At 53.5% G+C, this 26,059-nt stretch carries 18 protein-coding genes; 7 read left to right on the top strand and 11 right to left on the bottom strand.

Translation table 11 applies throughout. The annotated features are described in order from the left end of the window. The first annotated feature begins 180 nt into the window (after window positions 1–180). From M2305_RS00540 to M2305_RS00570, 7 genes are all read left to right on the top strand, one after another. Complete coding sequence (locus tag M2305_RS00540) at window positions 181–1,788, top strand: serine hydrolase (protein WP_264648245.1); 1,608 nt, start codon at window positions 181–183, stop codon at window positions 1,786–1,788. Further along, window positions 1,785–3,005, top strand: coding sequence for an FAD-dependent oxidoreductase (locus M2305_RS00545; RefSeq protein WP_264648246.1), 1,221 nt, complete (start codon window positions 1,785–1,787; stop codon window positions 3,003–3,005). The genes M2305_RS00540 and M2305_RS00545 overlap by 4 nt, the downstream gene beginning before the upstream one ends. Next, complete coding sequence (locus M2305_RS00550) at window positions 3,002–4,288, top strand: serine hydrolase domain-containing protein (RefSeq protein WP_264648247.1); 1,287 nt, start codon at window positions 3,002–3,004, stop codon at window positions 4,286–4,288. Before M2305_RS00545 ends, M2305_RS00550 begins: the two co-directional genes overlap by 4 nt. Next, a complete protein-coding gene (locus M2305_RS00555) occupies window positions 4,285–6,360 on the top strand; it encodes a prolyl oligopeptidase family serine peptidase (RefSeq protein WP_264648248.1) in 2,076 nt (691 codons plus the stop codon). Before M2305_RS00550 ends, M2305_RS00555 begins: the two co-directional genes overlap by 4 nt. 176 nt (window positions 6,361–6,536) lie before the next feature. Further along, on the top strand, window positions 6,537–6,920 hold the full coding sequence (locus M2305_RS00560) for a hypothetical protein (protein WP_264648249.1): 384 nt from the start codon (window positions 6,537–6,539) through the stop codon (window positions 6,918–6,920). Between the two features lie 353 nt (window positions 6,921–7,273). Continuing rightward, the gene (locus M2305_RS00565; protein ID WP_264648250.1) at window positions 7,274–8,890 is read left to right on the top strand and encodes a dihydroxyacetone kinase subunit DhaK; all 1,617 of its coding nucleotides are present in this window, start codon (window positions 7,274–7,276) and stop codon (window positions 8,888–8,890) included. 494 nt (window positions 8,891–9,384) lie between these two features. Next, window positions 9,385–12,516, top strand: coding sequence for a TonB-dependent receptor plug domain-containing protein (locus M2305_RS00570; RefSeq protein ID WP_211502916.1), 3,132 nt, complete (start codon window positions 9,385–9,387; stop codon window positions 12,514–12,516). Window positions 12,517–12,925: 409 nt separating this feature from the next. Here the strand turns inward: M2305_RS00570 and M2305_RS00575 are convergent, their stop codons facing one another. The 11 genes from M2305_RS00575 to M2305_RS00625 all read right to left on the bottom strand — a co-directional run bounded on the left by M2305_RS00575 (window position 12,926) and on the right by M2305_RS00625 (window position 26,059). Beyond that, entirely contained in the window at window positions 12,926–13,123 is a 198-nt protein-coding gene (locus tag M2305_RS00575; protein WP_264648251.1) for a hypothetical protein, read from the bottom strand. A 13-nt stretch (window positions 13,124–13,136) separates the two neighbouring features. Further along, window positions 13,137–14,276, bottom strand: a complete 1,140-nt coding sequence (gene cydB, locus M2305_RS00580; RefSeq protein ID WP_264648252.1) for a cytochrome d ubiquinol oxidase subunit II — start codon at window positions 14,274–14,276, stop codon at window positions 13,137–13,139. Window positions 14,277–14,320: 44 nt separating this feature from the next. Further along, window positions 14,321–15,922 (bottom strand): cytochrome ubiquinol oxidase subunit I, encoded by a 1,602-nt coding sequence (locus M2305_RS00585; RefSeq protein WP_264648253.1) that lies wholly within the window; start codon window positions 15,920–15,922, stop codon window positions 14,321–14,323. A gap of 71 nt (window positions 15,923–15,993) precedes the next feature. Then, window positions 15,994–16,653: an ATP-binding cassette domain-containing protein gene (locus M2305_RS00590; RefSeq protein ID WP_264648254.1), complete on the bottom strand. Its 660-nt coding sequence runs from the start codon at window positions 16,651–16,653 to the stop codon at window positions 15,994–15,996. 27 nt (window positions 16,654–16,680) lie between these two features. Next, a complete protein-coding gene (locus tag M2305_RS00595) occupies window positions 16,681–17,679 on the bottom strand; it encodes an ABC transporter domain-containing protein (RefSeq protein WP_264648255.1) in 999 nt (332 codons plus the stop codon). Continuing rightward, window positions 17,676–19,358 (bottom strand): thiol reductant ABC exporter subunit CydD, encoded by a 1,683-nt coding sequence (gene cydD, locus M2305_RS00600; RefSeq protein WP_264648256.1) that lies wholly within the window; start codon window positions 19,356–19,358, stop codon window positions 17,676–17,678. The genes M2305_RS00595 and cydD overlap by 4 nt, the downstream gene beginning before the upstream one ends. A gap of 1,080 nt (window positions 19,359–20,438) precedes the next feature. After that, window positions 20,439–21,365, bottom strand: coding sequence for a 2-hydroxyacid dehydrogenase (locus tag M2305_RS00605; RefSeq protein ID WP_264648257.1), 927 nt, complete (start codon window positions 21,363–21,365; stop codon window positions 20,439–20,441). Between the two features lie 11 nt (window positions 21,366–21,376). Beyond that, the gene (locus M2305_RS00610) at window positions 21,377–22,252 is read right to left on the bottom strand and encodes a GNAT family N-acetyltransferase (RefSeq protein ID WP_264648258.1); all 876 of its coding nucleotides are present in this window, start codon (window positions 22,250–22,252) and stop codon (window positions 21,377–21,379) included. After that, window positions 22,249–22,752, bottom strand: a complete 504-nt coding sequence (locus tag M2305_RS00615; RefSeq protein ID WP_046901991.1) for an Lrp/AsnC family transcriptional regulator — start codon at window positions 22,750–22,752, stop codon at window positions 22,249–22,251. Before M2305_RS00615 ends, M2305_RS00610 begins: the two co-directional genes overlap by 4 nt. A gap of 29 nt (window positions 22,753–22,781) precedes the next feature. Further along, complete coding sequence (locus tag M2305_RS00620) at window positions 22,782–24,239, bottom strand: NAD-dependent succinate-semialdehyde dehydrogenase (protein ID WP_264648259.1); 1,458 nt, start codon at window positions 24,237–24,239, stop codon at window positions 22,782–22,784. Next, entirely contained in the window at window positions 24,236–26,059 is a 1,824-nt protein-coding gene (locus tag M2305_RS00625; RefSeq protein ID WP_264648260.1) for an ABC transporter ATP-binding protein, read from the bottom strand. Before M2305_RS00625 ends, M2305_RS00620 begins: the two co-directional genes overlap by 4 nt.

Genomic DNA, 26,059 nt, shown 5'->3' on the forward strand with positions numbered 1-26,059 from the left:
GCCGCAACTGGAGAAAGTTGCTTTTCTAAGTAATTGATAAGGCATGTAGTTTCATAACTTTAGGTTATCACCTACGTATATCTCGTCACGGGACACTCCCCTGATTCCATGCTTTATTTCTCTTATCTGACACAGAGGTTCGTTTCTGGACCAATATAAGATGAGAGTTTTCGAGCAGTTATGAACAAGCGTCACGCCCTGTATGGAACTGCTCTTCTCGCAGGGGCGCTGATGCTCCGTCCGGCGTATAGAGTTCAAGCCGCAGAGCTACCGTCTGGGTTAACGGCTCCATATATCGATGCAACTGTAGAGCAGGCACGTAAGGCTTTTGACGTGCCTGGTATTGCTGTCGCTGTCGTGCAGGATGGAAAAATCGTTTTCAACCGCGGTTACGGACGCCGCGCGGAGGATGTCCATAGCGCGCCTGTAGATAGCAGCACCCTGTTTGCCATTGGGTCGAATACAAAGGAATTCACGGCCACTGCTCTGGCCCAGCTTGTGGATGCCGGAAAGCTGAAGTGGGATGATCGTGTGATTGACCACCTGCCCGAATTTCGTGTTTCGGACCCATGGATCACACGCGATTTCCGTGTCTCGGACCTGCTGACTCACCATAGCGGCATGGGTCTCGGCGCGGGAGACCTGATGCTTTTCTCCCACAGCACATTCACCCGCAAAGACGTTTTGGCCGGGCTTGCATATATGCCTTTTACGGCTCCTTTCCGGAAGGAGTACGCCTACAACAATCTGCTCTACGTGGTGGCTGGTGCGCTTGTGGAACGGGTAACAGGCCATAGCTGGGAAGATGTCGTCCAGACCCACCTCATCGAGGTATCCGGGCTGGCAGCATGCCAGTCAACACCACCATATAAAGGCCAGACAGACGTTGCGACCGGCCAAGGGGATCACGCCCCCCTCCCCGAAAAAGCAGCGCGCCGTTTTCCAGCAGTCGGTCCGGCAGGCAGCATCTGGTGTAGCGCAGAAGGAATGGCGCGTTGGGCCCAGATCTATCTCGGAGGAGGACAAACGCCAGAGGGAAAGCGCATTTTCAGCAGCGAGAGCCGCGACACGCTTTGGGCGCCCCATGCTCTCCTTCCCTTGCCGGACATGGCGGCTTTAACCGGAACGCATTTTCGCGCCTATGGCTACGGGTGGTTCATGGAGGACTTCTTCGGGCACAAGCGCGTCTGGCATACCGGTACGATCGGAGGGATGGTTAGTTACGTCACGTTCCTGCCAAAACTAAAAAGTGCCGTTGTGATCCTGACCAATCATGATGACCACAATGCGACCTATGCCCTGGCGACCACTTTAAGCGCGCGCATCGCAACCGGTCACAGTGCTGACTGGATCAGTTACTGGAAACACGAGGAAGACGAAGCAAAAGCACACGAGAGCGTAGCTGCGACTACGACTGGGCCCGGATCGCCTGCTCGTCCTTTCGTGACACTCCAGACATCACAGCGACAGGACTATATGGGCGACTATCTGGATAACTGGCGCGGACCAATCTCCGTCACTGAGCGCGGTCAGGACCTAAGGCTAACATTTTCCAAGGCCGATGGCCTGACGGGGACCCTAAAGGCTCTTCCGCATGACCTGTTCGTCGTACGCTGGGATAACCGAGACGAAGACAGCGAAGATGACGCTTATGTCCAGTTTGAACGCGACGTCACGGGCAAAGTGACGGGTATGAAGATGCAGCTTTTAGGGTCTGATTTCAGTTTCGATGCACAGGACCTCCACCCCCGTAAAGTAGAGACAGCGCACGGAGAGGCACACCCGTGAAACAGCATATTGCGGTTATCGGCGGCGGTGTCATCGGGCTTTCGACAGCTTATGCCCTCATCCGAGCGGGCCATTGCGTAACTCTGATCGAACAGAATGCAGATGTCGGCTTGGGAGCAAGTTATGCCAATGGCGGTCAGCTTAGCTACCGCTACGTCAATCCTTTGGCTGATGCTGGTATTCCGCGTCAGGCGCTGCGCTGGATGCTGAAATCCGGGTCTCCGGTCTCCCTTCGTCTTCGGGCCGATCCGAAACAGTGGCGTTGGATGCTGTCCTTTCTTTCCGCCTGCACACGCACAACAAACCGTCGAAATGCAAAAATTCTTTTACAGCTGGGCTTGGAAGGACAGGCCGAGATGGAAATATGGCGCGAAGAGGGATTGAAAGGTTTCCTTTGGCGTCAACCAGGAAAGCTTGTCCTCTATCGGAATGAAGCCGTTTTCAGGAAAGCCGTATCAGGAATACAGAACACAACCTTGGAACGGGCCCTTTCTCCTGCAGAATGTGCTGAGATAGAGCCAGCTTTCGCTCACCTGACACCAGATCTTGCAGGAGGCATTTTCTCCCCCGAAGATGAAGTCGCGGACAGCCATCTCTTCTGCAAGGCCTTGAAGACGGCTCTTCTGGACGCACCTGAATTTCAATACCTTCAGGAAAAAGCCACGCTAGCACCTGACACGAACAACACGTGCATGCTGATTGTCGGCGGCCGACATCTTGAAGCAGATCAGATTGTCCTGGCTGCGGGCCTGAACTCACGCAAGCTCGCTGCCCCGCTCGGCATCCATCTGCCTCTTTATGGCCTGAAGGGTTACAGCCTTACACTCCGCCCCTCACCCAAGACGCTACCGTCTGTGAGCGTTACCGATTACGACAACCGAGTAGTCTATGCACGACTTGGCGACGCACTGCGTGTTGCCGCGATGGTCGATATCGGAGCGGAAGATACGTCTCTTAACCCAAAGCGTCTCGCATCGCTGCGCGCCCTCGTACGGCAAACGCTCCCGCAGGCAAGCACAGATCATAGCCCTGACTCTCCATGGGCCGGTCTGCGACCTGCCACTCCCACGGGTGTTCCCATTATCGGCCGGAGCAAATGTGACAACCTTCTGCTCAATGTAGGTCATGGCGCGCTCGGCTTCACACTTGCTGCCGGTTCAGCAGCGCGGATCGCCCAATTAGTCGCCGCCGTTCATACCGATGGAGTTCAGAAATGAATGCACACCTACGTCGTCGACTTTCTGCATTCCTGCTTATGGCAAGCGCTGGCACAGCATATGCCGTTCCCCCTGCTGCCACAGACGCACTGCTGACGCACACGTTAACAAATGGAGAGGCCCGCCCGCTGGCAGCACTCGCCGCACTGCGCATCCATAATGGTGCCATGTCTTACCGATATGTGGGCGGTTTTGCGCGCAAAAATGGCGCTGACGTCACCCCCGTCCATTCAGATACCCTGTTTCGCATCGCGTCTGTCTCGAAATTCGTTACGACGATCGGTCTGATGCAACTGGTGGATCAAGGGCGGATTGATTTGGACGCCGATGCCTCCAAGTACCTTGGCTTCCAGCTTCGGAACCCTGATTTTCCAGATACACCGATTACAACGCGCATGTTGCTCAGCCATACGGCAAGCATCGCAGACGCAGACGACTATGTAACACCCGCAGATCACACCGTTTCAGAATTTTTCGATGCGTCCCGCCGCCCGGGAGCCGCAAACTACCACTTCCTGCCCGGACGGAAGCCGGGGTCATGGTTCAGCTATTGTAATCTGTGTTACGGCTTGGCCGGCACCATGATTGAGCGGGTTAGCGGAGAGCGCTTCGATCTTTACCAGCAAAAGCACGTGCTAACGCCACTTGGTATTGATGGCGGCTATGACCCGGCGCTTCTTTCCCATCCTGAACGTCTCGCAACGCTCTATCATCATACCGCCACCGGCTACGAAGCCGCCAAAGATAGTGACACGTATTTCGTTCCAGAAGCCTCCGCCCGGTCTCGGATCGGGACGAACGCCACGATCTTTTCACCGCAAGGTGGCCTCCGTATTTCCCTTGATGGTCTCTATCGTCTGTCGCAGTTCGTGTTCGGAAACGGAACACTTCAGGGTGTGAAAGTCCTTTCCTCCCAGTCGCTTCAGACGATGCTGCATTCGGGCTGGCATTACGATGGTCATAATGGCGAAGGACCTTATCCCATCCCAAGCTACGGTCTGGCGACCATTCAGTTGACCGGCGCGCGCGACCCATCAGGGCACCCGACAACCCCATGGCGTGGCTATCAAGGCGGCCTAGTTGGGCACCTTGGGGATGCTTACGGTTTGAGGTCCGGGTTCTGGCTCAATCCAGCAACGCGCGATGGCTATCTGTTTATTGCCGATGGTTTTCCTGAGGACGGCAAGGAAAAGCCAGGAAAAATATCGTCTTTCACCAATGTCGAAGAAGAGATTTTTAGCGCGCTTTCAAACGCAGGGTCTGTTTCAGGAACGGTTCAATGAAGATTACCATGCCCCATAGCCGCACATGCGCGTTGGTCTTGTCACTTCTCTCATGCACATCCTGGACAGCCCACGCTCAGGACAACGCATCGACGCAGTCACGCCTTTCCAACCTAATGGCAATGCCATTCGCGACGAATATGGTGGGAGCAAAGCACGCGCAACGTCTGGCATGGGTAGAACAACGCAAGGGCGTGCGTAACGTCATGATCTCGGATGCCGGGAACGCTCCCCATCAGGCCACAACCTACTTAAAGGATGACGGAACCCCCCTTTGGGGCCTAACGCTCACGCCGGATGGCAAGGCCCTGGCTTATGTAGAAGGCGGCGATCCAGAAGCCCTCACAGCCCCTGCTCCCAACCCGGATAATGCCGCCTATCGCCCTACGGCCACAGTCCATGTCGTTCGCGATGGCAAACAAAACACCATTGCAGGACAGGGCTATCTTCCAGAGTTCTCTCCCGACGGGCGGCAACTCGCTTTTGCACAAGGAGGCACTCTGCTGCTCGGGGCAACCGGCTCTTCTGCCCGGGCAGTCATGACTACGGACGGAACGATCACGGCCCTTCATTGGTCCCCGGATGGCACGTTTGTCGCATTGGAGATCAATCGTGGTTCACACGGCATGATTGGATTATGGGACACGAAGCACCGCGTTCTCAGCTTTATTCCGCCAGGTTTGGGGTTCGACCGGCTACCGACATTCTCACCTGACGGCAAGCATCTTGCTTTCGTCCGTGTACAGCAACCTCCATTACTGACGCGTCCAGAAAACGGCCGGTTCTGGTCCCTCCATAGCTACGACCTGACAAGCGGTGCAGAACAACTGCTCTGGACACCACCAAAAGGGCCTGGAAGCAGGTTTTGGGCAGCAGACGACCTTGATCTGACATGGACGCCAGACGGGCGCATCCTGTTTCCTTGGGAGGGAAGCGGCTGGCTTCGGATCTGCGCCATTTCTGCTGCTGGCGCCACAACGCCACAATGTTTAACCCCTGAACAAGCCGAGGTTTCATCCTATCTCCTGTCATCCGACGGCAAATCCCTTTTCTATACCTCCAACGTCGGGGAACTCGATCACTGGCGCGTATGGTCCAAGCCGTTGGACGGAAATGCAGCCGCTCTGACGGATGCAACAGAAGAAGCAGGCTCGCTTGCTATGGCTGGCGAGGACCTGGCAGTGATGGTCACAAGCGCCACCCAGACGGCTCACCCTATCCTTCGCCACGAGGGACAATGGAGAGCGCCGGTAACGCCGACACTTCCTAAAAATACCAACTTCGTTGCACCGCAGAGTGTGCAGTTTCGGAGCGAAGACGGAACCAATATCCACGGTCAGCTTTTCCTCCCGCCGACTGAAATGCATGGACCTCATTCAGCGCTGGTGTTCGTCCACGGCGGGCCCAATCGGCAGATGATTCCGGCTTTCAATGCCATGGGATACTATTCCAACGCTTACATGATGAACCAGACACTCGCATCACACGGTTACGTCGTGTTGTCCGTGAACTATCGCAGCGGTACGGGCTATGGACAGGCGTTTCGTGAGGCCGACAAAATAGGAAGCGCGGGAGCCAGCGAATACCAGGATGTCCGTGCCGCCGCGCAGTATCTGCGAGCAAGACCAGACGTAGCGTCGAAGCATATCGGGATCTGGGGCGGAAGCTGGGGTGGCTATCTTGTCGGATTAGCACTGGCCCGCGATAGTGGATTGTTCGCTGCCGGGGCAGACTTCCATGGCGTCCATGACATGACAGAGCCAGATCATCCCGGTCTGTCCCCTGAAGAAAACCGCAAACAACATGAAACGGAATGGCGGTCCTCCCCTCTGGCAGATATTGCGCACTGGCACGCGCCGGTCCTGCTTGTCCACGGGGATGACGATCATGACGTGGAATTTGAGCAATCGGTGTTGCTGTCCAAGGCATTAACTGCGTCAAGTGTGACGCACGAGGATCATGTATTTCCAGGTGAACGACACGAATTTCTTCGGCAGCAAGACTGGCTGACAGCATACGGCTGGACCATTCGATTTTTTGATCACTATCTCGAAAACGCTGAGGTGCCGTAGAGCGGCTTACCCCACAACAGATATTATCTGGATATTTTCACGCAAACTGTGAGCACGCCTAGAAAAAATCGACTTTGATATACCCATTCGCTATAGAGGCAACATTCTTCAACCGGGTCTTCAAGGGTTAGTTTGTGCAGTGCGAGTGGCGTAGATCTTATGACAGGCTGGTTCCAATGCTGATCAAAGAACATTTCGGAGACCCGGGTGTCCTTACGCGGCAGTTCCCCTACATGAAGTCGACGTATCTATGGAAAAACGACGACTTTATCATCACGGCAAAAGCCCTTTCCAACCCGAATAGCAAGTATCATGAGCTTGAACGGCAGGCCGTAGCGCTTCATCAGGCCGGATCTTGGCGACTTGCCGGTGAATATTGGCTAATTGCGGCCGGCTGGCGTCGTAATATGATGGACGCAGGCAATGAACAACACGTAGAGGCGCTCCAATTCGTGCTTCGTCATGTCGAGTACAACAGAGCACTAGCTGAATGGAAAAAGAAGAAACTCAGCCGAAATGCTATGCCCTATCCTGATCAGTTCGGAATTCCCGAAGAGTAAAATTTCGATATAGTTGTAGACCCTAATTCTACCCATCTTTTCAATGTTTCTTGAAATTTCAGAGGGTGCGCATTCATAAACTCGCACCCGAAACCAACTACGCTTACTCCCCACAAGTACACATAAAAATACTTTCAATCTTCTATTTCATTTCTTCCGTCTCTCTAAATAATTCCAGAGGCAGCAAGTCTTCATAGGAAAATAGAGGTTTTTCTAATCTCATCCGTCATCAAACACCGCAGATTCAACATTGATAGCAGAACGCTTCAAGGGGGCTCGCTCGAAGGTGATCGACCTAAAAAGCGTGCTGATGCGTTCTTTTCCTCAGTGATCCTCTGAGGACGAAAGATACGATGAAGCGCTTCTACAATCACCGCGACACTCTTGTTACAGAAGGTCTTGACGGTCTTCTCAGGTCATCCGTCGGGCATCATCTCTGCCGACTTGAAGGGCACGAGAATATCCACGTCGTTCTCAGAAGGGACTGGGATAAATCGAAAGTAGCCATCATTTCCGGCGGAGGCTCAGGCCATGAGCCAGCCCATGCTGGTTTTGTCGGCAAAGGCATGCTGACGGCAGCAGTCTGCGGTGCGCTCTTCGCCTCCCCCAATGTGGATGCCATTCTCGCCGCCATCCTTGAAGTGACTGGCGAGGCAGGATGCCTCCTGATTGTTAAGAATTATACCGGAGACAGGTTGAATTTCGGCCTTGCCGCAGAACAGGCCCGCACTCTTGGAAAGAACGTTGAACTCGTCATTGTGGCCGATGACATCGCACTTGGCCGCGGACCTCATGCCCGAGGTATTGCTGGGACAGTCCTTGTTCAGAAAATCGCGGGCCATCTGGCAGAAACGGGATCTAGCCTGGCAGAGGTAAAACAGGCTGCCACTGATGCCATTCAATCAACAGCATCAATCGGTCTCGCTCTATCAGACGTCAATGTTTATGATGTGGAGCATAAAACGCGGCTAAATGACACAGCGGCGGAACTGGGCCTTGGCATTCACGGCGAACCTGGCGCTGAGCGGATCTCTGTAGATAAACTCGATGTTTTAGTTAATAAAGCCGTAGATACACTCGAAAAAACTCTAACAAATGATAAGAAAGTAATTATGGTCAACATGCTGGGCGCAGTTCCAGTGTTGGAAGCTCAGGCCATAGTAGATGCTCTTTCCAGAACCGCATTTGCAGACCACATAGAATTTATTATCGGGCCTGCCCCGATGATGACTTCCTTGGATATGTATGGATTTTCTTTATCCGCCATACCTGCAAGAGAAGACTTCGTCGAGGCCTTGAAATCTGCTGTTGAGCCTTGGGCTTGGCCGGGTTTAGCCCCTTTTAAGGGGGTACAGACAAAGCAAACTCCGACCTTGCCTGAAACTTTCTCCTATGAGCCCTCATCCGACACTTATGTAGAGAGCCTTATCACTCATGGCGCAAAGGTTCTCATAGACAATGAGAAAGATCTCAACGCGCTTGATGCCCTGATTGGCGATGGCGATGCAGGCTCAACTTTCGCTGAGGCGAGCCGCGTTATTCTCAAAGAAATCGGCCGCCTTCCCCTCGCTTCTCCCCAACATCTCTGTGAAACGATAGGCAGGCTTCTCGCGCGCAATGCTGGTGGCTCCAGCGGCGTTTTGTTGTCCATCATGTTTGCCACAGCAGGACAACAGCAGGATTGGCGCACCGGGCTTGAGGCAGGTCTGGACCGTATGCACAGATACGGTGGAGCGTCTCAAGGAGATAGAACAATGCTCGATGCGTTGTTTCCAGCAATAACGGCACTTCAAACTGGAAATCTCCAACAGGCCGCCAAGGCTGCTCGTGAAGGTGCTGATGCCACCCGGAAGATGCCAGCACGAGCTGGGCGCGCAGCTTATGTTCCGAAAGAACAACTCAAGAATATCCCTGACCCAGGGGCAGAAGCCATTGCTCGCCTGTTGGAAGGACTGTCGAGTTTAACCTAAAAAGTAGTGGCGCTTTAAAATTCTCATTGCGCGTTGTTACGATTTTTACCAATCGCTAACAACGCGCGCACATTTTATCCTGCGAAATTCCAACACTTCCACAATACATATCTAGTTTTTACAAAATTAAAATACATCTCACCTCCTTTGAATGGAGAAAAATTATTCTAAATATCATTACCATACAAAAAAAACGTATATCATTTTCGAACCAAGATAATCATAGCCTCCATAAATAACTATAAGATATAGAACTATAAAAATATTTTTATTCTATTTGTTTATCACTCTCATATATTTTTCCCTCCCTATTTCGTCATGCTCAAAAAATCGTTATCACATCAAACTGTTGCCAAAAAAATACACACGATTTCATAAATCATTCGTTTCTGCATCAGAACCGCTTGCTTGGTTGCAATTAATATTGAATCAGCAACAAAATGTAGTGTTCCGGACGGCTGATCCGTGATCCCAACCGTCATCGAAAGAAACCCATGGTGTATCGAAGCAGAAAGCGACGTCGTACAATCATGCTTTTTGGTGCTACTGCGCTGGCATCAACCTCTATGTACGCGGGTGCGTCAAAAGCACAGACTGTCAGCCAGGGCGCAGGCACTGCTGGAAACCAAAATCCAGCCGTGGTTGCCCCTCATCATCGCGGCAAGAGTGCCAGCAAGAAAAAAACACCCACACAAACAATCAAACCCTCTGGTGCCGAAGCCCCGGCAGGCTCCGCAATAACGACTGACAACGCTGCCAACAGGCGCGTAATTGCTGATGCGAAGGCGCAAGGAGCCGCCCCTCGGTCCAGAGAAGAGAACGTTGTTGTAACAGGAACGCTCTTCAGTGATCCAAACGCGACCAATGCGTCGCCGATAGAACACATCACCCGCATGGACATGCAGCGGCGCGGTCTCAAGACAGTGACTGACGTGCTCCAGTCCCTGTCTACGAATGGCGCAGGCAATCTGACAAACGGCTGGTCTGCTGGTGGTGGTTTCGCGACTGGTGGTTCTGCTCCGTCGCTTCGTGGCCTTTCTACCGACTCAACTTTGACGCTCATCGACGGTCAGCGCCTCGCCTATTACGGCCTCGCTGACGATGGCGAGCGCAATTTCGTCGATACCAACTGGATCCCGATGTCGATCATGCAAACGGTCGATGTTCTTGAAGATGGTGGCTCCGCAACCTACGGCGCCGACGCTGTCGCAGGCGTCGTCAACATGGTGACACGCAAGGAAATTCAAGGTGTTGAGGGAAATGCTGAGGGCGGCCTGTCCCAGCGTGGCGATGCCGGTCATCAGCGTCTGTGGGCAACATATGGCCACGGCGACCTGCACCGTGACGGATACAATTTCTATATCAACTCAGAATATCAGCAGGATGACCCACTCTACTACCGTCAGCTTCAGTCTCCATACAATAGTGGCGACCTGACAGGTATTGGAGGTGGAAACGCCAACTATAACACCCTGCTCCCGGATGGAACGATCAGTCCTTTCGGTGTAACGCCTGCGGCTATCGTCCGACGCAGCGATGGAGCAAACAGCGGAACAGGGGCTTGGCAGCTTCTAAATCCTTCTGCTGGATGCGGCTCTTTTGGATCGGTTGTTACTGGCAGTGTCGTGAGTGGCGATAACGGTAAAAGCCAGACCTGCACCATGAATTCGCAGCGTTATGCTCAGGTCGCGCCAGACATTCGCCGTATCAATGCCACCGCGCATCTTACGGTGAACGTGACACCCCGTTCCCAGCTCGTGGCCATGTTCAATTACTCACAGGCCATGACGACTGTTACTGGGACACCAACAACCACAAGAACTTACAGTCAGGCTGAGCTGGCAAACACGCTTAGCACGCCAATTCCTGCTTCTCTTCCAAACGGGCAGCCCAACCCTAACGATCCGTTCGCTGCCGAAGGCAAGGCCGCGGAGGTCGATTACCGTTTTGCAGACCTTCTTCCAACAACGACTGAATTTAATCAGAACTTCCGCGGGTCCGTCCGCTACGCAGGCTGGGAGCCCTCTGACTGGGGTTCAGACTGGCATTATAATGCCGATTTCGTAGGCATGGCGACGCGTCTGACCCAGACCATCACTGGCGTCCCTACGATCAACAGTCTTGAGAACGCGATTACAAGCGGCGACTATAACTTCGTCGATCCTTCGCAAAACTCACAGGCCGTTCTAAACGCGCTGGCTCCTCGGAGTGTTATTACAGCAACAACATCTGAGTATTCTGGGAACCTGACCGCCAACAAAGGTCTTTTCAAGCTTCCGGGTGGCACAGCCAACCTCGCAATTGGCGCCAATTTCCGCCATGAAGCATTGAACGATCCGTCGGCCAATCCGCTAAATATCGCGGATCCTGGAGCACAGTACGTTGGCACGATCAATCCGGTGAATGCAAAAGGAAGCCGTTGGGTTGAATCTGGCTTCTTTGAAGTCGGCTTACCATTCCATAAAATGGTCAATGTGGACGTCTCGGGCCGTTACGACAATTACAACGAAAGCACGGGCAACAGCTTCCACCACTTTTCCCCCAAAGTGGGCCTACAGTTCAAACCGACGAAAATGCTGACCCTTAAGGGAACATTCAACCAAGGTTTCCGAGTTCCAAGTTTCTCTGAAACTGGTGGCTCGAATGTCGGTTACGTGACCTATGATCCGTCTGCTGTCACATCCTTCGTCAATCAGCATCGGAGTGCTGACGGCTCAGCCAATACCTACGCCCAGCCTTATTCAATCGGTGAAAATACTTCTGGCAATCCAAATCTTCGTCCAGAAACATCGACTGGGTTCTCAGGGGGACCAGTATTCAAGCCAACGGACTGGCTGACAATTAGTGCGGATTACTACTATATTCGTAAAAACCACTATATTGCACCTAATCCCTATGGCGTCGCTGCTATGGCGACCGACTATCTAGAGGGGAATGCTCTCCCAAGCGGCGTAACCGTCACCCCTGACGTTGCTGACACGCAGAACCCGAGTGGACAGCTACGCCCTGGCTTGATCAACCTTGGGTACGTTAACACGAAGAAGCTGATCACAGATGGTTTTGATCTGAAAATTCAGGCACAGAAGCACCTGCCCGGTCCGCTACATGATGTTCTCTGGGTGAGTAAGGGCGAAGCGACTTTTGTCCATCGTTACAATATCTATCTACCTGCCTCATCCGGCGGCGGTGTAGAGCGCTTTGCAGGAACACTTGGCCCCTACAGTGCAGTTTCTTCCTCAGGAACACCACGCTGGCGCGCGAACTGGGCCAATACTTTCATGTGGAAGGGGCTCTCCGTCACACCGACCGTATACTACACAAGTGGTTATCGCCTGACTGCGGACGACTATTCCGGAGCTGGCACAAGCGGCGGTTGCGCTAACGTAATCTCCAACAGTGCGTATTATCCTTCCCAGTGTCATGTAAAAGGCTTCTGGGATGTTGATCTTACGGTCAACTATCAGGTGAACCGCCGCTGGAATATTTACGCGAACGTCTACAATCTTCTTGGCTTCCGAGCACCGTATGACTTCGGTACATATGGCGGCTATCTTTACAACTCTTCCTGGGCTCAAAATGGCGTTGTCATGCGTTCGTTCCAGTTCGGTGTAAACGTTACGCTGTAGTTCTTGATGCTCATTTATTGTGGTTTTAAATTTCCGATGATTTAGGGAAATTTAATAGACTGCCTGCGGACGAGTAAATTACTCGTCCGCAGCTCTCTTCGATATGGCGTTGCAGATCGGGAGATGAACGGCTACCAGAATGGAAAAGCTTATCGCCTAGTTTTCACGGCCTTAGCATCTCTCTGCCTGGAAACCCTCTCTCAGGTCAGCAGTTGGCTGCATACCATATACTCCGTCACCACAGACGCCCGGCACTCTATTTCTCAGCCATCTGCCGCATAGCAACTATCATGGTCCGGTTATGAACCGTCGGCCTATGGCAAACGCCTTTTCATACAGACGTAAGCCACTAGATAAATAGCCATATAAAAGAACGGAATGAAGAAGATAGCGCCTTCCAGATCACCCATCATGACAGCTTCTCCGTGTTTGCAACGCCTTCTTCCTGAGCATCAAGAAGCACGGCGCCAGCCCCGGAAATCAGAACGATCATGACTGTTCCAATGACCCATGCGAAATACCAAGGTCCCTGATCGCCAACAAAAACGGCGAACAGCAATGCTACGACAAGGGCCAGGGCAAGGCCGGCCAATCTGAAGATTTTCATGAAGCGTAATTCCTCAGTAGCTATGAGAGTCATTCATGACGTCCTGAACCCGCACACGGCCACGCATCACATGGTAACACCACGAGGTGTAGCTCAGGATGATCGGGACAAAGATGACCGCCACAACAAGCATGCAGCTCAGGCCATAAAGGCTTCCGGTACCGTTCCAGACCGTGATGCTTTGATCGGGTGCGGTCGTGGATGGCATCAGGAAGGGGAACATCGCGGCCCCAACCGTCGTGATCGTTCCAGCCCAGGCCCCTACGCCCAGCCACCAGCCCAAGGCGGGACGATTGGCGCGTAAAAGAAGCGCTTCACCGACCATACAGACCGTACCAAAAACCGGCAGCAGCCATAGAACCGGATGAGCATGGTAATTGCCAAGCCATGCACCGGGGCGAATTGCCGCGGTTTGACCATGGAGCGGGTTGGCAGGCATTGCCGGATCAGACAGGGATGTCAGAACAAAACCGGGCATGTGAGCGATCCAGAAACCGCCAATGACAAACACGGCAGCAGCTACAAACCCACCCACCGAACCATAAGCCCGTGCCCGGCCATAAATCGGGTTTTCCGAGCGCAGCATCAGCATCGCACCGCCCTGCTGCACACTCAGGGCAACGGACATCAAGCCGCACAGAATGGCAAACGGATTGATCAGATAGCTCAGGAAAGACTCATCCTGAACATATTGACCCGTCCAGGTAAAGTGATAGCCCACTCCTTCCAGAATATTTCCGAATGCCGCGCCATAAACGAACATGGGTACAAAACCGGAAATCAGGAAAGTCACGTCCCAGCTTGCACGCCAGTGTTTGCTGTCGGCTTTTGAACGATATTCAAATGCCACAGGGCGCAGAATCATGCTGAACAGCAGCAGGATCATGACAACATAGAAGACAGAAAACGACGTGCCATACAGTGTGGGAAATGCCGCAAAAATTGCCCCACCCCCCAGAATGAACCACACCTGATTGCCGTCCCAGTGCGGGCCGATGATGTTGAGCGCCGTCCGACGCTCCCCGTCATTACGCCCCACGAACCGCAGCAGGGTACCAACGCCCATATCCATCCCGACCATGGTGCCAAGCCCGATGAACAGGACACCGAGAATTCCCGTCCAGATCAGTTTGAGAAGTGCATAGGTCTCCATGTCAGACCCTCCGGTTTTTCAAAGAAAGAAAAAGGACGTTCATTTCAGGCATGGCTCCCGTGGAAGTGAGACAGCAGAGCTTCTGTTTTGTCGTGATGGGCTCCATGCTCTTCCGGACCGAGACGGGCAAAACGGAACATCAGGTAGAGTTCAGCAGCGATAAAGACACTGTAAAGCATCGCAAAACCAGCCAGAGAAAACACCATGTATCCCGTGCTATGCCCTGAAGCAGACAGAAAAGTCGGCAGCTTATTGAAGACGGTCCAGGGCTGACGACCGGCTTCGGCAGTGATCCAGCCAAATTCCGTTGCCAGGATCGGCAGCGGAATGGACCACATGGTCGCTTTCAGCAGCCATGGATTGGCTTCAAGTCGGTTTTTCAGGCTCAGGAGCGCTGCCACGGCAAAAATCGCAAAGAAATAGCCGCCGAGGAAGACCATGAACCGGAAAGACCAGAACGTCACAAACACGTTCGGCAGAATGTCAGGCTGCGTCTGCTTTACGACCGTATCAAGCTGATCCGCAGGGATATTCGTCACATCCTGATTAGGAGCATGCCGCGTCGCGAGGAAGCCGAAACCCATATCGGCCTGATGGGCATTGAAGAGGTCCAGATCGGCCTTGTCATGCGTCTCGCCATAATGGCGGAGTGCTGTCAAAGCGATAATCCCGGAGCGAATGCGCGGGCCTGCCTGCTCTTCCAGTTCATACATGCCCGTAACGGGCTGATTGAAGCTGTGCGTGATCAATGGCGTTAAAACGTAGGGAATATTGATTTCGAAGTGGTTGACCTGCTTTTCATCATCTGGAAGAGCCGCAAGGATCCACGGTTCGTAAGGTGGCTTCGTCGTGTGCCACAGACCTTCGATGGCGGCGATTTTCGTTGGCTGCTTTTCGTAGTCCATCCGGCCCAGCACATCGCCCAGCGTAATAACGGCGACCGATGAAATGATGCCAAACAGGGCAGCCATACGGAAAGACCGGGCGGCCAGTTCACGATGTTGTCCACGAAGCAGGTAGAATGCGCTGATTCCCATGACGAACATGGACGCGGCCACATAACCAGCCACTGAAGTATGCACAAACTTGGCCTGCGCATCCTGACTGAAGACAACATGCACAAAGCTGTCAAACTGCATGCGCATCGTATCTGCATCGAAATGCGCGCCTTCGGGCACGTTCATTCCGGCATTGGCAATCAGGATCCAGAGCGCGGAAAGGTTGGACCCAAGCGCCACAAGATAAGTGATGGCCAGATGTCCAGGTTTACTGAGGCGATCCCAGCCAAAGAACATAAGACCCACAAAAGTGGATTCCATGAAAAAGGCCATCAAACCTTCGATGGCGAGCGGCGTACCGAACATGTCCCCAAAGAAATGCGAGTACATGGACCAGTTGGTCCCGAACTCGAATTCCATGGTCAGGCCGGTTGCAACACCTATGGCAAAGTTAATACCAAACAGCTTGCCCCAGAACTGGGCCATGTCCCGATAAATCTTTCGGCCGGTGACAACATACACCGTCTCCATTGCGGCCAGCATGAATGTCAGCCCAAGCGTCAAAGGCACAAACATGAAGTGGTAGAGGGCCGTCAGCGCGAACTGGAGACGCGAAAGATCGACGACCTGCGGGTTAATGAAATCCACGATGGGATCCTCCTGTGAACAGGACAGAAAAAGGAACGAAAGGCCGGTATCCGGCGTGCATCATCGTCGGATCACGGCAGTCCCTCCCGTTCATGAAGTCGGCCGTCTTCCAGTCGCAGAACACGCTCCATGAACTCCAGCAGCTCAGGGCCATGGGTAATACAGAGCACTGTTGCCAAGGGCAGCGCTGCCAGTAGGGACGCGATCAGGTCTCTGCCTTTTTCAGGGGGCAGTCCTTCGGTCGGTTCATCCAGAATAACCCAGCGCGGACGACGCAGGATAACCTGTGCAACGGCCAGACGCCGCGCCTGCCCACCAGACAGCCGCATACCGTGCTCCCCGACGAGGGTATCCAGTCCGTTTTCCATAAGCCGGACTTCATCGACGAGGCAGGCGCTGGACAATGCCGCCCACATCTCCTCGTCAGTTGCGTCTGGGCGGGCGAGCAATAAATTGCGGCGAACGCTGCCCTGAAACAGATGAAAATCCTGCGACAGAACGCTGATCTGCGTTGAAAGCGCCTGCGTATCGAGCTGTTTTAGATTAGTCCCACCCCAATGGATGGAACCCGACTGATACTCTTCCAGCCGGAGCAGCAGACGAATAAGAGAGCTCTTTCCGGCTCCTGAAGGCCCGACAATCCCAACACGCTCTCCGGCGTGGATGCTTAGGGAGCAGCCCTCCAGTACCGCCTTCCGGCTACCGGCATAGCCAAAGTGGACATCCTGCATCACAAGCCGGGTGAAATCGGCTCCTTCTCAAACGTTTTCTGCATTGGCAACAGGCAGGGGCGCCTCGCACAGTTTCATGAGGCGACGGATGGAAACCCGCGCCCGAGCCAGAGCCTGCCGGGCCGGAACGACGCCCGAAACAAACTCCATTGCCGCCAAGGTCCCCAGGATGAGCATCGGCAGTTCGGGAGCACTCAGGGCTCCGGATTGCAAAGCGCGCGCACCGATCATCAGCACCCCAGCAACTGCGAGGGCCGCTATAAAAGCCCCTGCCTGCCGCGATGCATGCGACCATGCGAGAGAACGCAACTGCGTCTTGCCGAAGAGAGTCTGCGTGGCATTCAGCGCCTCTGCCGTCCGCGTAGTTGCGCCACACAGAGTGATATCGCCAGCACACTGCACAGCTTCCACGAGATCCGCACGAAAGTCGTCGCCCAGCCCTGCCAGGCGCTCCACGTCATCATCAACCTTCCGGCCAACAAAAACTGGCACAGCCATTCCACTGAGCAACAGCGCCAGAGCCAGAATCAGCCCGGCTTGCAGGGAGAACACGGATATTATGACAACGCTGACCGTCCCGCAGATTGCGGCCACGCCAAATGGCATAAGCGCATTAATCGGGAACTGACCGACAATCTCGGTATCGGAGACCAGTCTTCCTAGAACATCCCCGCTGCGGTGGTCTGTCAGGAGAGTCGAACGCGGGATCAGGCGTTCAAACACCCGAGCCCGCAGAACACTGACACTTTCCAGTGCTGCGTCATGCGTGACCAGTCGCTCCCCGTAGCGTGTCAGGATGCGGGCGGTCGCAAAAAACCGTACACCCGCCGCAGGCATAAACAGGTTGAAAAGATTGCGCGTTACTATGCCACCCAGACCCGCCGCAGCCGCAGCTGCAATCAGCCATCCCGAAAGAAACAGCAGCCCGAACCCGGAGAGAGCTGCCAGACAGGCAAGGAAAAAACCAAAGATCATCTTCCCCCGCGCAACTACGATCAGGCGAAAGGCATACTGAAGCTCCGTCATGCTACAGCTCGCTGAATTTCATGGGACTGGATGACACCTTTTGGAAGGTGAAGAACCTGGTCGGCCTGATTGATAATGTCCGGGCGATGAGAAACCGCGATCACGATGCGACCGGCTGCCAGGTGTTTGATGGCGCCTGCAATCATGATTGCATTCGTCGCGTCCAGATCAGCGGTTGGCTCATCGAAAACCAGAATATCCGGCGTATTTATCAGCGCGCGCGCTAACGCCAACCGCCGGATCTCGCCACCAGACAGCGCCGTGCCACGATCGCCCACTACGGTATCTAATCCGTCGGGTAATGCGTCGATAAAGGAGAGGACTCCCGCCAAGGCTGCGACAGACCGCAGCCCGGCATCATCAATATCCGGATTTGCCAGATGCAAATTGTCCCGAATTGTCCCGTTTAGGAGACATGGAGACTGCGGGACCCAACCAATACGCCAGTTCTGGGCAGCAATATGGCTACCCGTATTATCAACGACGACAATACCGCCAGCTCGGACTGGCATCATCCCCAGTAGAACCCGCAAAAGCGTGGTCTTCCCGCTACCACTGGCACCCGTTACCGCCGTAATGGTGCCGCGATGAGCAGTAAAGGAAATACCACACAGAACGTCTGGACCCTGTGCGTAGCCAGCGGAAACATCAGTGAAAATGAGCTTTTCAGGTGCCCCTGTCGCGGCCTGATGAGGGTTCTTGCCCCGGTCGACACAAAGTTCCGGAAGACGCACGAATGCCATAAGCCCGTCCATGGCAGACAGTGCGTTCTGACGAGCATGATAGCTGGCAGAAAAATTACGGAGTGGTGCAAAATACTCTGGAGCCAGCAGCAGAACAAAGAAGGCTGTGTAAAAATCGACATGCCCTGAGAGCAGACGGGAGCCGAGAACTATCGCTACAAGCGCGACCGCGAGGCTAGAAAAGAACTCCAGAACAGCAGATGTCAGAAACGCAACGCGCATGACACGCATCGTCGCCAGCCGGTGCGCCTCTGCCATGGACTGCACCATTTTCACGCTTTCCTGCGTGCGCCCAAACAGACGCAGTGTTGTCAGCCCCTGCACTGCGTCTAGAAAAGACGCGCCAAGCAGCAGAAGCCGCGTCCACTGCCGATCCATCAGGCTTTGAGCGCTATAACCAACCAGAGCCATAAAAACCGGTATCAGTGGCCCCGTCACAGCTAGGATCAGAAAACTCCACCCATCCAGCCCTGCCACGACTGCCAAGATGAGGAGAGGCAGAACAACCATTGCCGCGACGCGTGGAATATACTGCGCAATGTAGGGCTGAAAGGCCGCTACGCCATCAGTCAGAGATGTTGCAAGGCGCCCGGTCTCCATGCCTTGCAGCCCGACTGGGCCCACTCGAAACACACGCCGGATCATCTCTTGGCGGAAGAGAGTAACCGCCCTCTGACCAGCTACCTCTCCGGCCATATCCGAAGCCCACTGCACCAAACCGCGCATAAGTGCGACACAAAGAAAACCAACGAGCGGTCTAGCATCTGCCTTAATCGACAGACCTTTGAAGGCAAGATCATCCACGAGTTGCGCCAGAAGCCCCATTTGCAAGACCAGCAGGACAGCCGCCACTGCCGCCAATGCGACCGCGATAGCCAACGTCGGTGATGCCTTGCGTGTGACTTCTGAAATGCCCGAAACCCTACCCCCAGACATTGGTGCCGACCTCACATTTGTTTTCTTAATTATATTAAGTTTGTATATTATAAATTTAATTAAGTCATAAAGTCAATTCGTATTTTTTGTAGCCGCACCACCTTTTGAGAGGAAAAAATTTGGGGAATATGAGGATTTTTGGACCCCGCAAGCCTGACAAGCGGACAGAGCCAGAGGATATAAAATCGTATTTTTGATAATAAAGTTTATTGTTTTTATTAATTATAAAGTTTCCTAGGAAAATTTTCTATAATCTGCCCAAGGCATCTATCGATTATAAAGCCACATTGATTGTGAGAATCATGGGAGTGTTTTCCCTGTCTGACAGCCCGCTTCACCCGGATGGGTGCAGCATTCAGTGACTGAGCGACTTCTGGGAGATCACGAAAACCAAATTATGTTCAGGTTCTATTGATTTGAGTTGGACCCTCTACTTCACGCAGCGGGAAAAAGTAAAAACGTGAAAACGTTGTTTGTGGGAAATAAGAAATAAAACTCTTCGTCTTTATTTTCTAAAGCGACCTGACAGGAGCAGAGTTGGCCCTCTTGCATTGGCGAGGTACCGCATGAAAATAAAATCCGCGCAAAGGCACTGAAAAAGACAGGCCGCAATTGAGTGTCTTTCTGGGGAATGGGTGCAAAAATTTTGCAACGCCAAGCTAAGACAGTCCCATCGACAAATATCGTTATCTCATTTTTTTCTATAAATTTGCATGTTCAACGATCGGAAATTTTAGGCATCCCAAAAGTTGGAAACGACAGTGGTCGAGCCAGTTTATCTGGAAAAAAAGACTTCAGCCTCAAAGGTTCATAGGAAAAAGCCGCCTCCCATTCCCGATGCTTAGATCAAATACTGAAAATTTCGTAATTCACTCTCGTGTCAAGCGCGCCTTTCTCAATCAAAAAAAACATATATTATAAGCATGAACCCGAATAATTATCGTCACTAAGGCCATAATAAGAACTGGAACGACCAATATTACTTGCTGCAACACCCGCATTTAATTTTAACGAAATAGTTTAATTGTGCAGAAGGAGACAGGGAAGTGACCTCTGCCTCATTCCAACGCTAGGGAGAAATTAATATCCAGAAGATCTGTTAATTTCTCCAACCATTTCCGCCCCCTTCTCAAACTGTATGATATTTTTCAAAATCATTTCTCCACCTGTTTCAGCATGTGAAGAACTTGCAATGTGCGGCGTAAGGGTAATCAAAGGATGGTTCCAGAACGGATGGTCCTCAGGAAGGGGCTCCGGATCGGTCACGTCAAGAACGGCCTGGCTCAGTAGTCCCTCATCCAACGCTAAAAGCAGATCATCCTGTGCAAGATGACCGCCCCTCCCACAGTTGATAAGACAGGCTCCCTTGGGAAGCTTGGCGAATAATTCTTTGTTCAAAATCCCTTTTGTAGCGTCAGTCAGGGGCATCAAGCAGACAAGGACATCTGTGGCCGCCAGAAAAGCATCCAGTTCTTCGGGCCCTGCATAGCTTTTGATTTCGGGAATGTCATGTTGGCTTCTGCTCCAGCCATGACAGACGTATCCAAACTGCGACAGCTTTTTCAGGACAGGCGTGCCAAGCGCTCCCATGCCCATCACCCCAACCCGAAACAGGCTTGAAGATACGTTTGGTGTACCTTTCCAGACATGCGCCGCTTGCTGACGCGCGTACTGGAACATATTCCGATGGTAAGAAAGAACAGCCCAGAGGACGTATTCTATCATTCCCTCCGCCAAGCCTGGCTCCATCATACGGACGACCCGGACATTTTCGGGGATTGAGGCGAGGTTCAGTTGATCCACACCTGCACCAACAGAAAAGAGCACCTCAAGATTAGGAAAGTTTTCTGCCAGATTTTCCGGTGGCTGCCACGCGGCCAGATAGCGAACTTTCTGCGGATCGCCGGTCTCAGGCCAGACATGAAACGCAAGTTCAGGCAGTTCGCTAGCGAACATTGGCTTCCACAGACGTGCACGCTCTTCAGTAGATTTCAGCACAAAAGACATTTCAATAATCCTTAACCGAGAGCCTGACTGGTCAGAGCAAAATATTGCCGAGCATTTTCAGAGATCACCACAGGCTCGGTCGACATTGTGTTAACGACGTCCACGCGGATCAGCCCCATTTCATCCAGCCAGCCTGAGAGACAAGATGAAGTTGGCGTATCAATTCTGATAAATTCTCCACCATACGTACCAATCCAATGCGAAATGAGCGCCTTTGCCTGCTCTGTCGTTTCCGCCGCAACAGGACCAATCAGCCATCCCCATCCGAACCGACGGCAGAACGAGTATCCCCGGATCCCCTCTTCCGTATCGATCACCACACCTTTGGCGTTCTGCACCAGTTCTTCAACAAGCGCCGATCGATCCATCCCAGTAGCGGCCCTGTCGAACGCTATGAGATCCTGAAGATCATACTGAACGATCGGACGCAGCCGCTGGCCCTCATCCAGAGCGATGATGGGAGAAGACACACCATTACCCTGATGCTGCTCCACAATTCCCGTCGGAACAAAACCCAGTTTTTCATAGAGCGGCTGGCCAGCCGGCGTCGCATTAAGGGATATTGAGCGGCCAGGCAGAAGCCTGCGCACAGTGGTCAACATGTTTGTGCCGATCCCGTGCCCTTGCCACGCACCGTTGACAATAATGAGTCCAACTGTGGCGTGACGCTCCCCAAAGGACCACCACATAATGGTGCCTATGATTTCTCCACTTTCCAACGTGGCGACTAACCCACGACCAAGACGCAGCATGAAATCCCAGTCTTCGAGGCGGTGCGGCCATCCCAATACCTTTGAAAGACCCGATGCCGCCCCCAGATCTTCCTCGGTCATACCCCGGAGATTAATGGCCGTCTGTTCACGTACATTCGCATTTTCCAAGCTCATAACGAACGCTCCGTGTTTCTGGTAAGACTTTCGATCAGAAATGCTGGCTTCAGAATGGGCGATTTTATAACAATATAACTAAAGTACTTCTCGATACCGATATTCTGATCAAGAAGAGCTTCGATTGTTTCCTGATAATGATCAATGTTTCTGACCATGAATTTCAGAAGGTAATCGTACCCACCACTGATAAGATGCGCCTCCACCAGAGATTCCACTTTCTGCATTGCAGTCTCAAAGCGAAAAAAGTCATCCCGCCTGTGATCTGAGAGTGTGACCTCTGTAAAGACAGTCATGACGCTTGAGATTTTTTGCAGGGCAATCTGCGCCCCATATCCCACAATGTAACCAGCTGCTTCCAGCCGCTTGACGCGAATGAGACATGGACTGGCAGACAGACCAACGCGGTTTGCCAGTTCCACATTGGTCAGCCGGCCATTCTTCTGCAGCTGAGCAAGGATTTTAAGATCAATACGATCAAGCTTGGGCGCGATTGCCATAAGTCAGGCCATTCTCTCTTCAACGACGGTCATTGTGCAGTCGGCAGTCCAATGTGAAAGCTCTTCACTTCCAGGAATTCTTCAAGGCCCAGCGCGCCCCCTTCCCGGCCGAGCCCGGACTGCTTCACGCCCCCGAAAGGTGCTGACACAAGGGAGATAGAGCCAGTGTTTAGTCCTACCATGCCAAAATCGAGAGCCTCGCCAACCCGCCAACCTCTCGCAATGTCATTCGTGAAGAAATAGCTCGCCAGACCGAAGGGAGTAGCATTGGCCTGCTGCACGGCATCCTGCTCGTTATCGAAGCGGAACACGGGAAGGATCGGACCAAACGTTTCTTCCTGTGCAATCCGCATCTCGGACGTCACATCCGCCAGCAGCACAGGAGATGCGAACCGACCGTTAATATCCAGTGGTTTACCCACAATGCGAGCGCCCTTAGCCAAAGCGTCTTCTACATGTTCCTTTACCTTGGCGACGGCAGCTTCGTTAATCAGCGGTCCAATCTGCGTTTGCGGATCAAATCCGTCGCCCGTCTTCAGGGTCATCACCTCTGCTGCGAGTTTTTCCAGAAACGCATCATGAATTCCGGATTGAACGTAAACGCGGTTCGCACAGACACAGGTCTGCCCGGCGTTCCGGAATTTGCTCAGCATTGTTCCGGACACGGCAACAGAAAGATCGGCGTCATCGAAGACAATGAGAGGAGCGTTTCCGCCCAGTTCAAGACTGAGCTTTTTAATCGTGTCTGCGGACTGACGCATCAGCAACGACCCGACTTTCGTAGAGCCCGTGAAAGACAGTTTGCGCACAACGGGACTTGCGGTCAGTTCCGGGCCGATCTCTTGCGCATATCCCGTCACCACAGACAGGAGCCCTTTTGGAAGGCCTGCACGTTCTGCCAAAACGGCTAGAGCCAAAGCAGAATACGGTGTGAGCTCTGAGGGTTTGATTACCATGCTGCACCCTGCGGCAAGAGCCGGGGCACATTTGCGGGTAATCATGGCAAGAGGGAAATTCCAGGGCGTAATGGCCGCTGTCACTCCCACTGGCTCTTTCAGGATGATGACCCGGCGGTCGTCTGTCGGCACCAGTGCACTGCCCTGTACGTGCTCGGCTTCAGCCGCGAACCATTTGAGGAAAGACGCAGCATAAGCAACCTCTCCTTTGGCTTCTGTTAGAGGCTTGCCTTGCTCAAGTGTCATGATCTTGGCCAGGTCATCAGCATGGTCCAGCATCAGCTGGTACCATGCCATCAGCAGACCTGCACGATCGGCGGCTGAGCTCCGACGCCATTTGCCCTGCGCAATCCGCGCGCTTTCAATGGCAGCGCGGGTTTCTTCAGCCGTGCAGGCCGGGATACTGCCGATGATCTCACCTGTTGAAGGGTTATCGACCGTCAGGGTCTTACCGCTCGTGGATGCTTTCCAGTCTCCTCCGAGAAAAGCGGTCTGACGGAAAAGATCTGGATCATTCAGGGAAAATATCATGTCGAAAACTCCGAACAGATTGACGCAGGCAAATGACAAAGAACTCTGGGGCCTTCTGGAACAGAGCTAACAGGAGGCGGAACCCTGTCGCAGAGGCCGCTCACACGATCAGGGCACCGCGCAAGAAAGCAGCATAGTTCCGGATCAAGAGAGAGTGAATTTAATAGGGTCGCAGGCATGGCCTCATCCGCGTGCCTTGTTCGTGTGCTCTCCAGCCACCCTGGCTCCATGAGAGGAACGGAATCATGCAACAGCCGGGTGTATGGATGATGCACGCCCTTCCCCAATGCCATGGCTGGACCAACCTCCACGGCCTGCCCCGCATACAGTACGGCAACACGATCACAGATGGACTGAAGAGCATGCAGATCATGGGTAATGAAGATGAACGAAAGCCCCAGATCACGCTGCAATTCCTTCATCAGATCCAGGATGGCAGCCGCCACAACCGTATCCAGGGCCGCTGTGATTTCGTCGCACAGTACGATCTGTGGATCGGCTGCCAGCGCCCGTGCGAAGTTGATCCTCTGCTTCTGACCGCCAGAAAGCTCCGAAGGCAGACGGGATGCGAGTGAGGGCGAAAGGCGAACCATATCCAGCAACTCATTCACACGTCGTGTAGCGGCCGACCCCCGCAAACCTCCATAAAAACGAACGACCCGCGCAAGGGTTTGCCCTATGGGCTTCGAAGGGTTCAGCACGCTATCTGCGTTCTGAGCCACAAGCTGCAGATGGCGCCGCTGATCAGGCGTACGCTCTCTCACGTTCCCAGCCAGCGGTTCTCCATTCAGCAGAAGGTCACCGGCTGCCCAAGGCTGGAGGCCGGAAATCGCGCGCGCCAAGGTGCTCTTTCCACAACCGGATTCCCCGATCACGCCCAGCATACGTCCTTTCGGAACACTGAAGCTGACATGATTGACAATCACGTTCTCTGGCAGTCCAGCAGCGGTGCGTTGCCCGTACCCCACCACCAGATTACGCACGTCCAGCAGGCTACGTTGCTCAGGCTGTCCGGTAAGGCCCGCTTGTCGTGAACGGGGTTCCGCAGCGGCAAGAAGGGCCTGACTATAAGGATCCTCGGGCTGAAACAGGATCTTCGAGACCGTTCCAGCTTCCCGGATGGCTCCATCTTTAAGAACGACGGCATGGTCGGCAATCTGTGCCACAACCGACAGATCATGCGTCACATACACGCCCGTTATGCCGCGCTCTGCGAAAACAGCTTTGAAAGCAGAAAGCACTTCAATCTGGGTCGTGACGTCCAGAGCTGTCGTTGGCTCATCGAAAACGACGACTTCTGGGTCTGTCATCAGAGCCATAGCGGCCATTAACCGCTGCAACTGGCCCCCCGACAGCTCTCCCGGGTACCTTTCACCCATTGTTTCGGGGTCAGGAAGCGCTAGCGCCCGGAACAGTGAAACTGCTCGGGCTTCCAGATCCCGCCTGGGCAAAGTGCGATGAACCAAAGCTGGCTCTATAACCTGACGCATGATGGACAATGCCGGATTGAAGGCGCTTCCGGCATTCTGCGCGACATAGCTGATCACTCGCCCTCGGATGGAGCGGCATTCATGCGAGGTCAGAGCCGTCACGTCATATCCCGCAACGCGGATCGTCCCGCTGGCAATCCGGCATCCTTTTCGGATATGGCCGAGCAGTGAAAGTGCCACCGTCGTTTTTCCAGACCCGGATTCCCCAATCAGCGCCAGCATTTCTCCACGCTGAACCGAAAAACTGACATCACGGACGATCGGAAGTTCCAAGCCGTTCCCTCGGCGCCCAACGATCTCAAGATTTTCGACCTGAATGGTGGCAGCCAT

Origin of the sequence: Gluconobacter cerinus (assembly GCF_025961355.1) — a bacterium.
Lineage (GTDB): Bacteria > Pseudomonadota > Alphaproteobacteria > Acetobacterales > Acetobacteraceae > Gluconobacter > Gluconobacter cerinus.

Excerpts from the sequence above, each read along its gene's own strand:
- cydB (WP_264648252.1), bottom strand. The coding sequence starts at position 14,276 with ATGGAGACCTATGCACTTCTCAAACTGATCTGGACGGGAATTCTCGGT.
- cydD (WP_264648256.1), bottom strand. The coding sequence starts at position 19,358 with ATGTCTGGGGGTAGGGTTTCGGGCATTTCAGAAGTCACACGCAAGGCA.
- M2305_RS00605 (WP_264648257.1), bottom strand. The coding sequence starts at position 21,365 with ATGTCTTTTGTGCTGAAATCTACTGAAGAGCGTGCACGTCTGTGGAAG.
- M2305_RS00560 (WP_264648249.1), top strand. The coding sequence starts at position 6,537 with ATGCTGATCAAAGAACATTTCGGAGACCCGGGTGTCCTTACGCGGCAG.
- M2305_RS00540 (WP_264648245.1), top strand. The coding sequence starts at position 181 with ATGAACAAGCGTCACGCCCTGTATGGAACTGCTCTTCTCGCAGGGGCG.
- M2305_RS00615 (WP_046901991.1), bottom strand. The coding sequence starts at position 22,752 with ATGGCAATCGCGCCCAAGCTTGATCGTATTGATCTTAAAATCCTTGCT.
- M2305_RS00570 (WP_211502916.1), top strand. The coding sequence starts at position 9,385 with ATGGTGTATCGAAGCAGAAAGCGACGTCGTACAATCATGCTTTTTGGT.
- M2305_RS00595 (WP_264648255.1), bottom strand. The coding sequence starts at position 17,679 with ATGACGGAGCTTCAGTATGCCTTTCGCCTGATCGTAGTTGCGCGGGGG.
- M2305_RS00620 (WP_264648259.1), bottom strand. The coding sequence starts at position 24,239 with ATGATATTTTCCCTGAATGATCCAGATCTTTTCCGTCAGACCGCTTTT.
- M2305_RS00575 (WP_264648251.1), bottom strand. The coding sequence starts at position 13,123 with ATGAAAATCTTCAGATTGGCCGGCCTTGCCCTGGCCCTTGTCGTAGCA.
- M2305_RS00555 (WP_264648248.1), top strand. The coding sequence starts at position 4,285 with ATGAAGATTACCATGCCCCATAGCCGCACATGCGCGTTGGTCTTGTCA.
- M2305_RS00550 (WP_264648247.1), top strand. The coding sequence starts at position 3,002 with ATGAATGCACACCTACGTCGTCGACTTTCTGCATTCCTGCTTATGGCA.
- M2305_RS00610 (WP_264648258.1), bottom strand. The coding sequence starts at position 22,252 with ATGAGCTTGGAAAATGCGAATGTACGTGAACAGACGGCCATTAATCTC.
- M2305_RS00565 (WP_264648250.1), top strand. The coding sequence starts at position 7,274 with ATGAAGCGCTTCTACAATCACCGCGACACTCTTGTTACAGAAGGTCTT.
- M2305_RS00590 (WP_264648254.1), bottom strand. The coding sequence starts at position 16,653 with ATGCAGGATGTCCACTTTGGCTATGCCGGTAGCCGGAAGGCGGTACTG.
- M2305_RS00625 (WP_264648260.1), bottom strand. The coding sequence starts at position 26,059 with ATGGCTGCCACCATTCAGGTCGAAAATCTTGAGATCGTTGGGCGCCGA.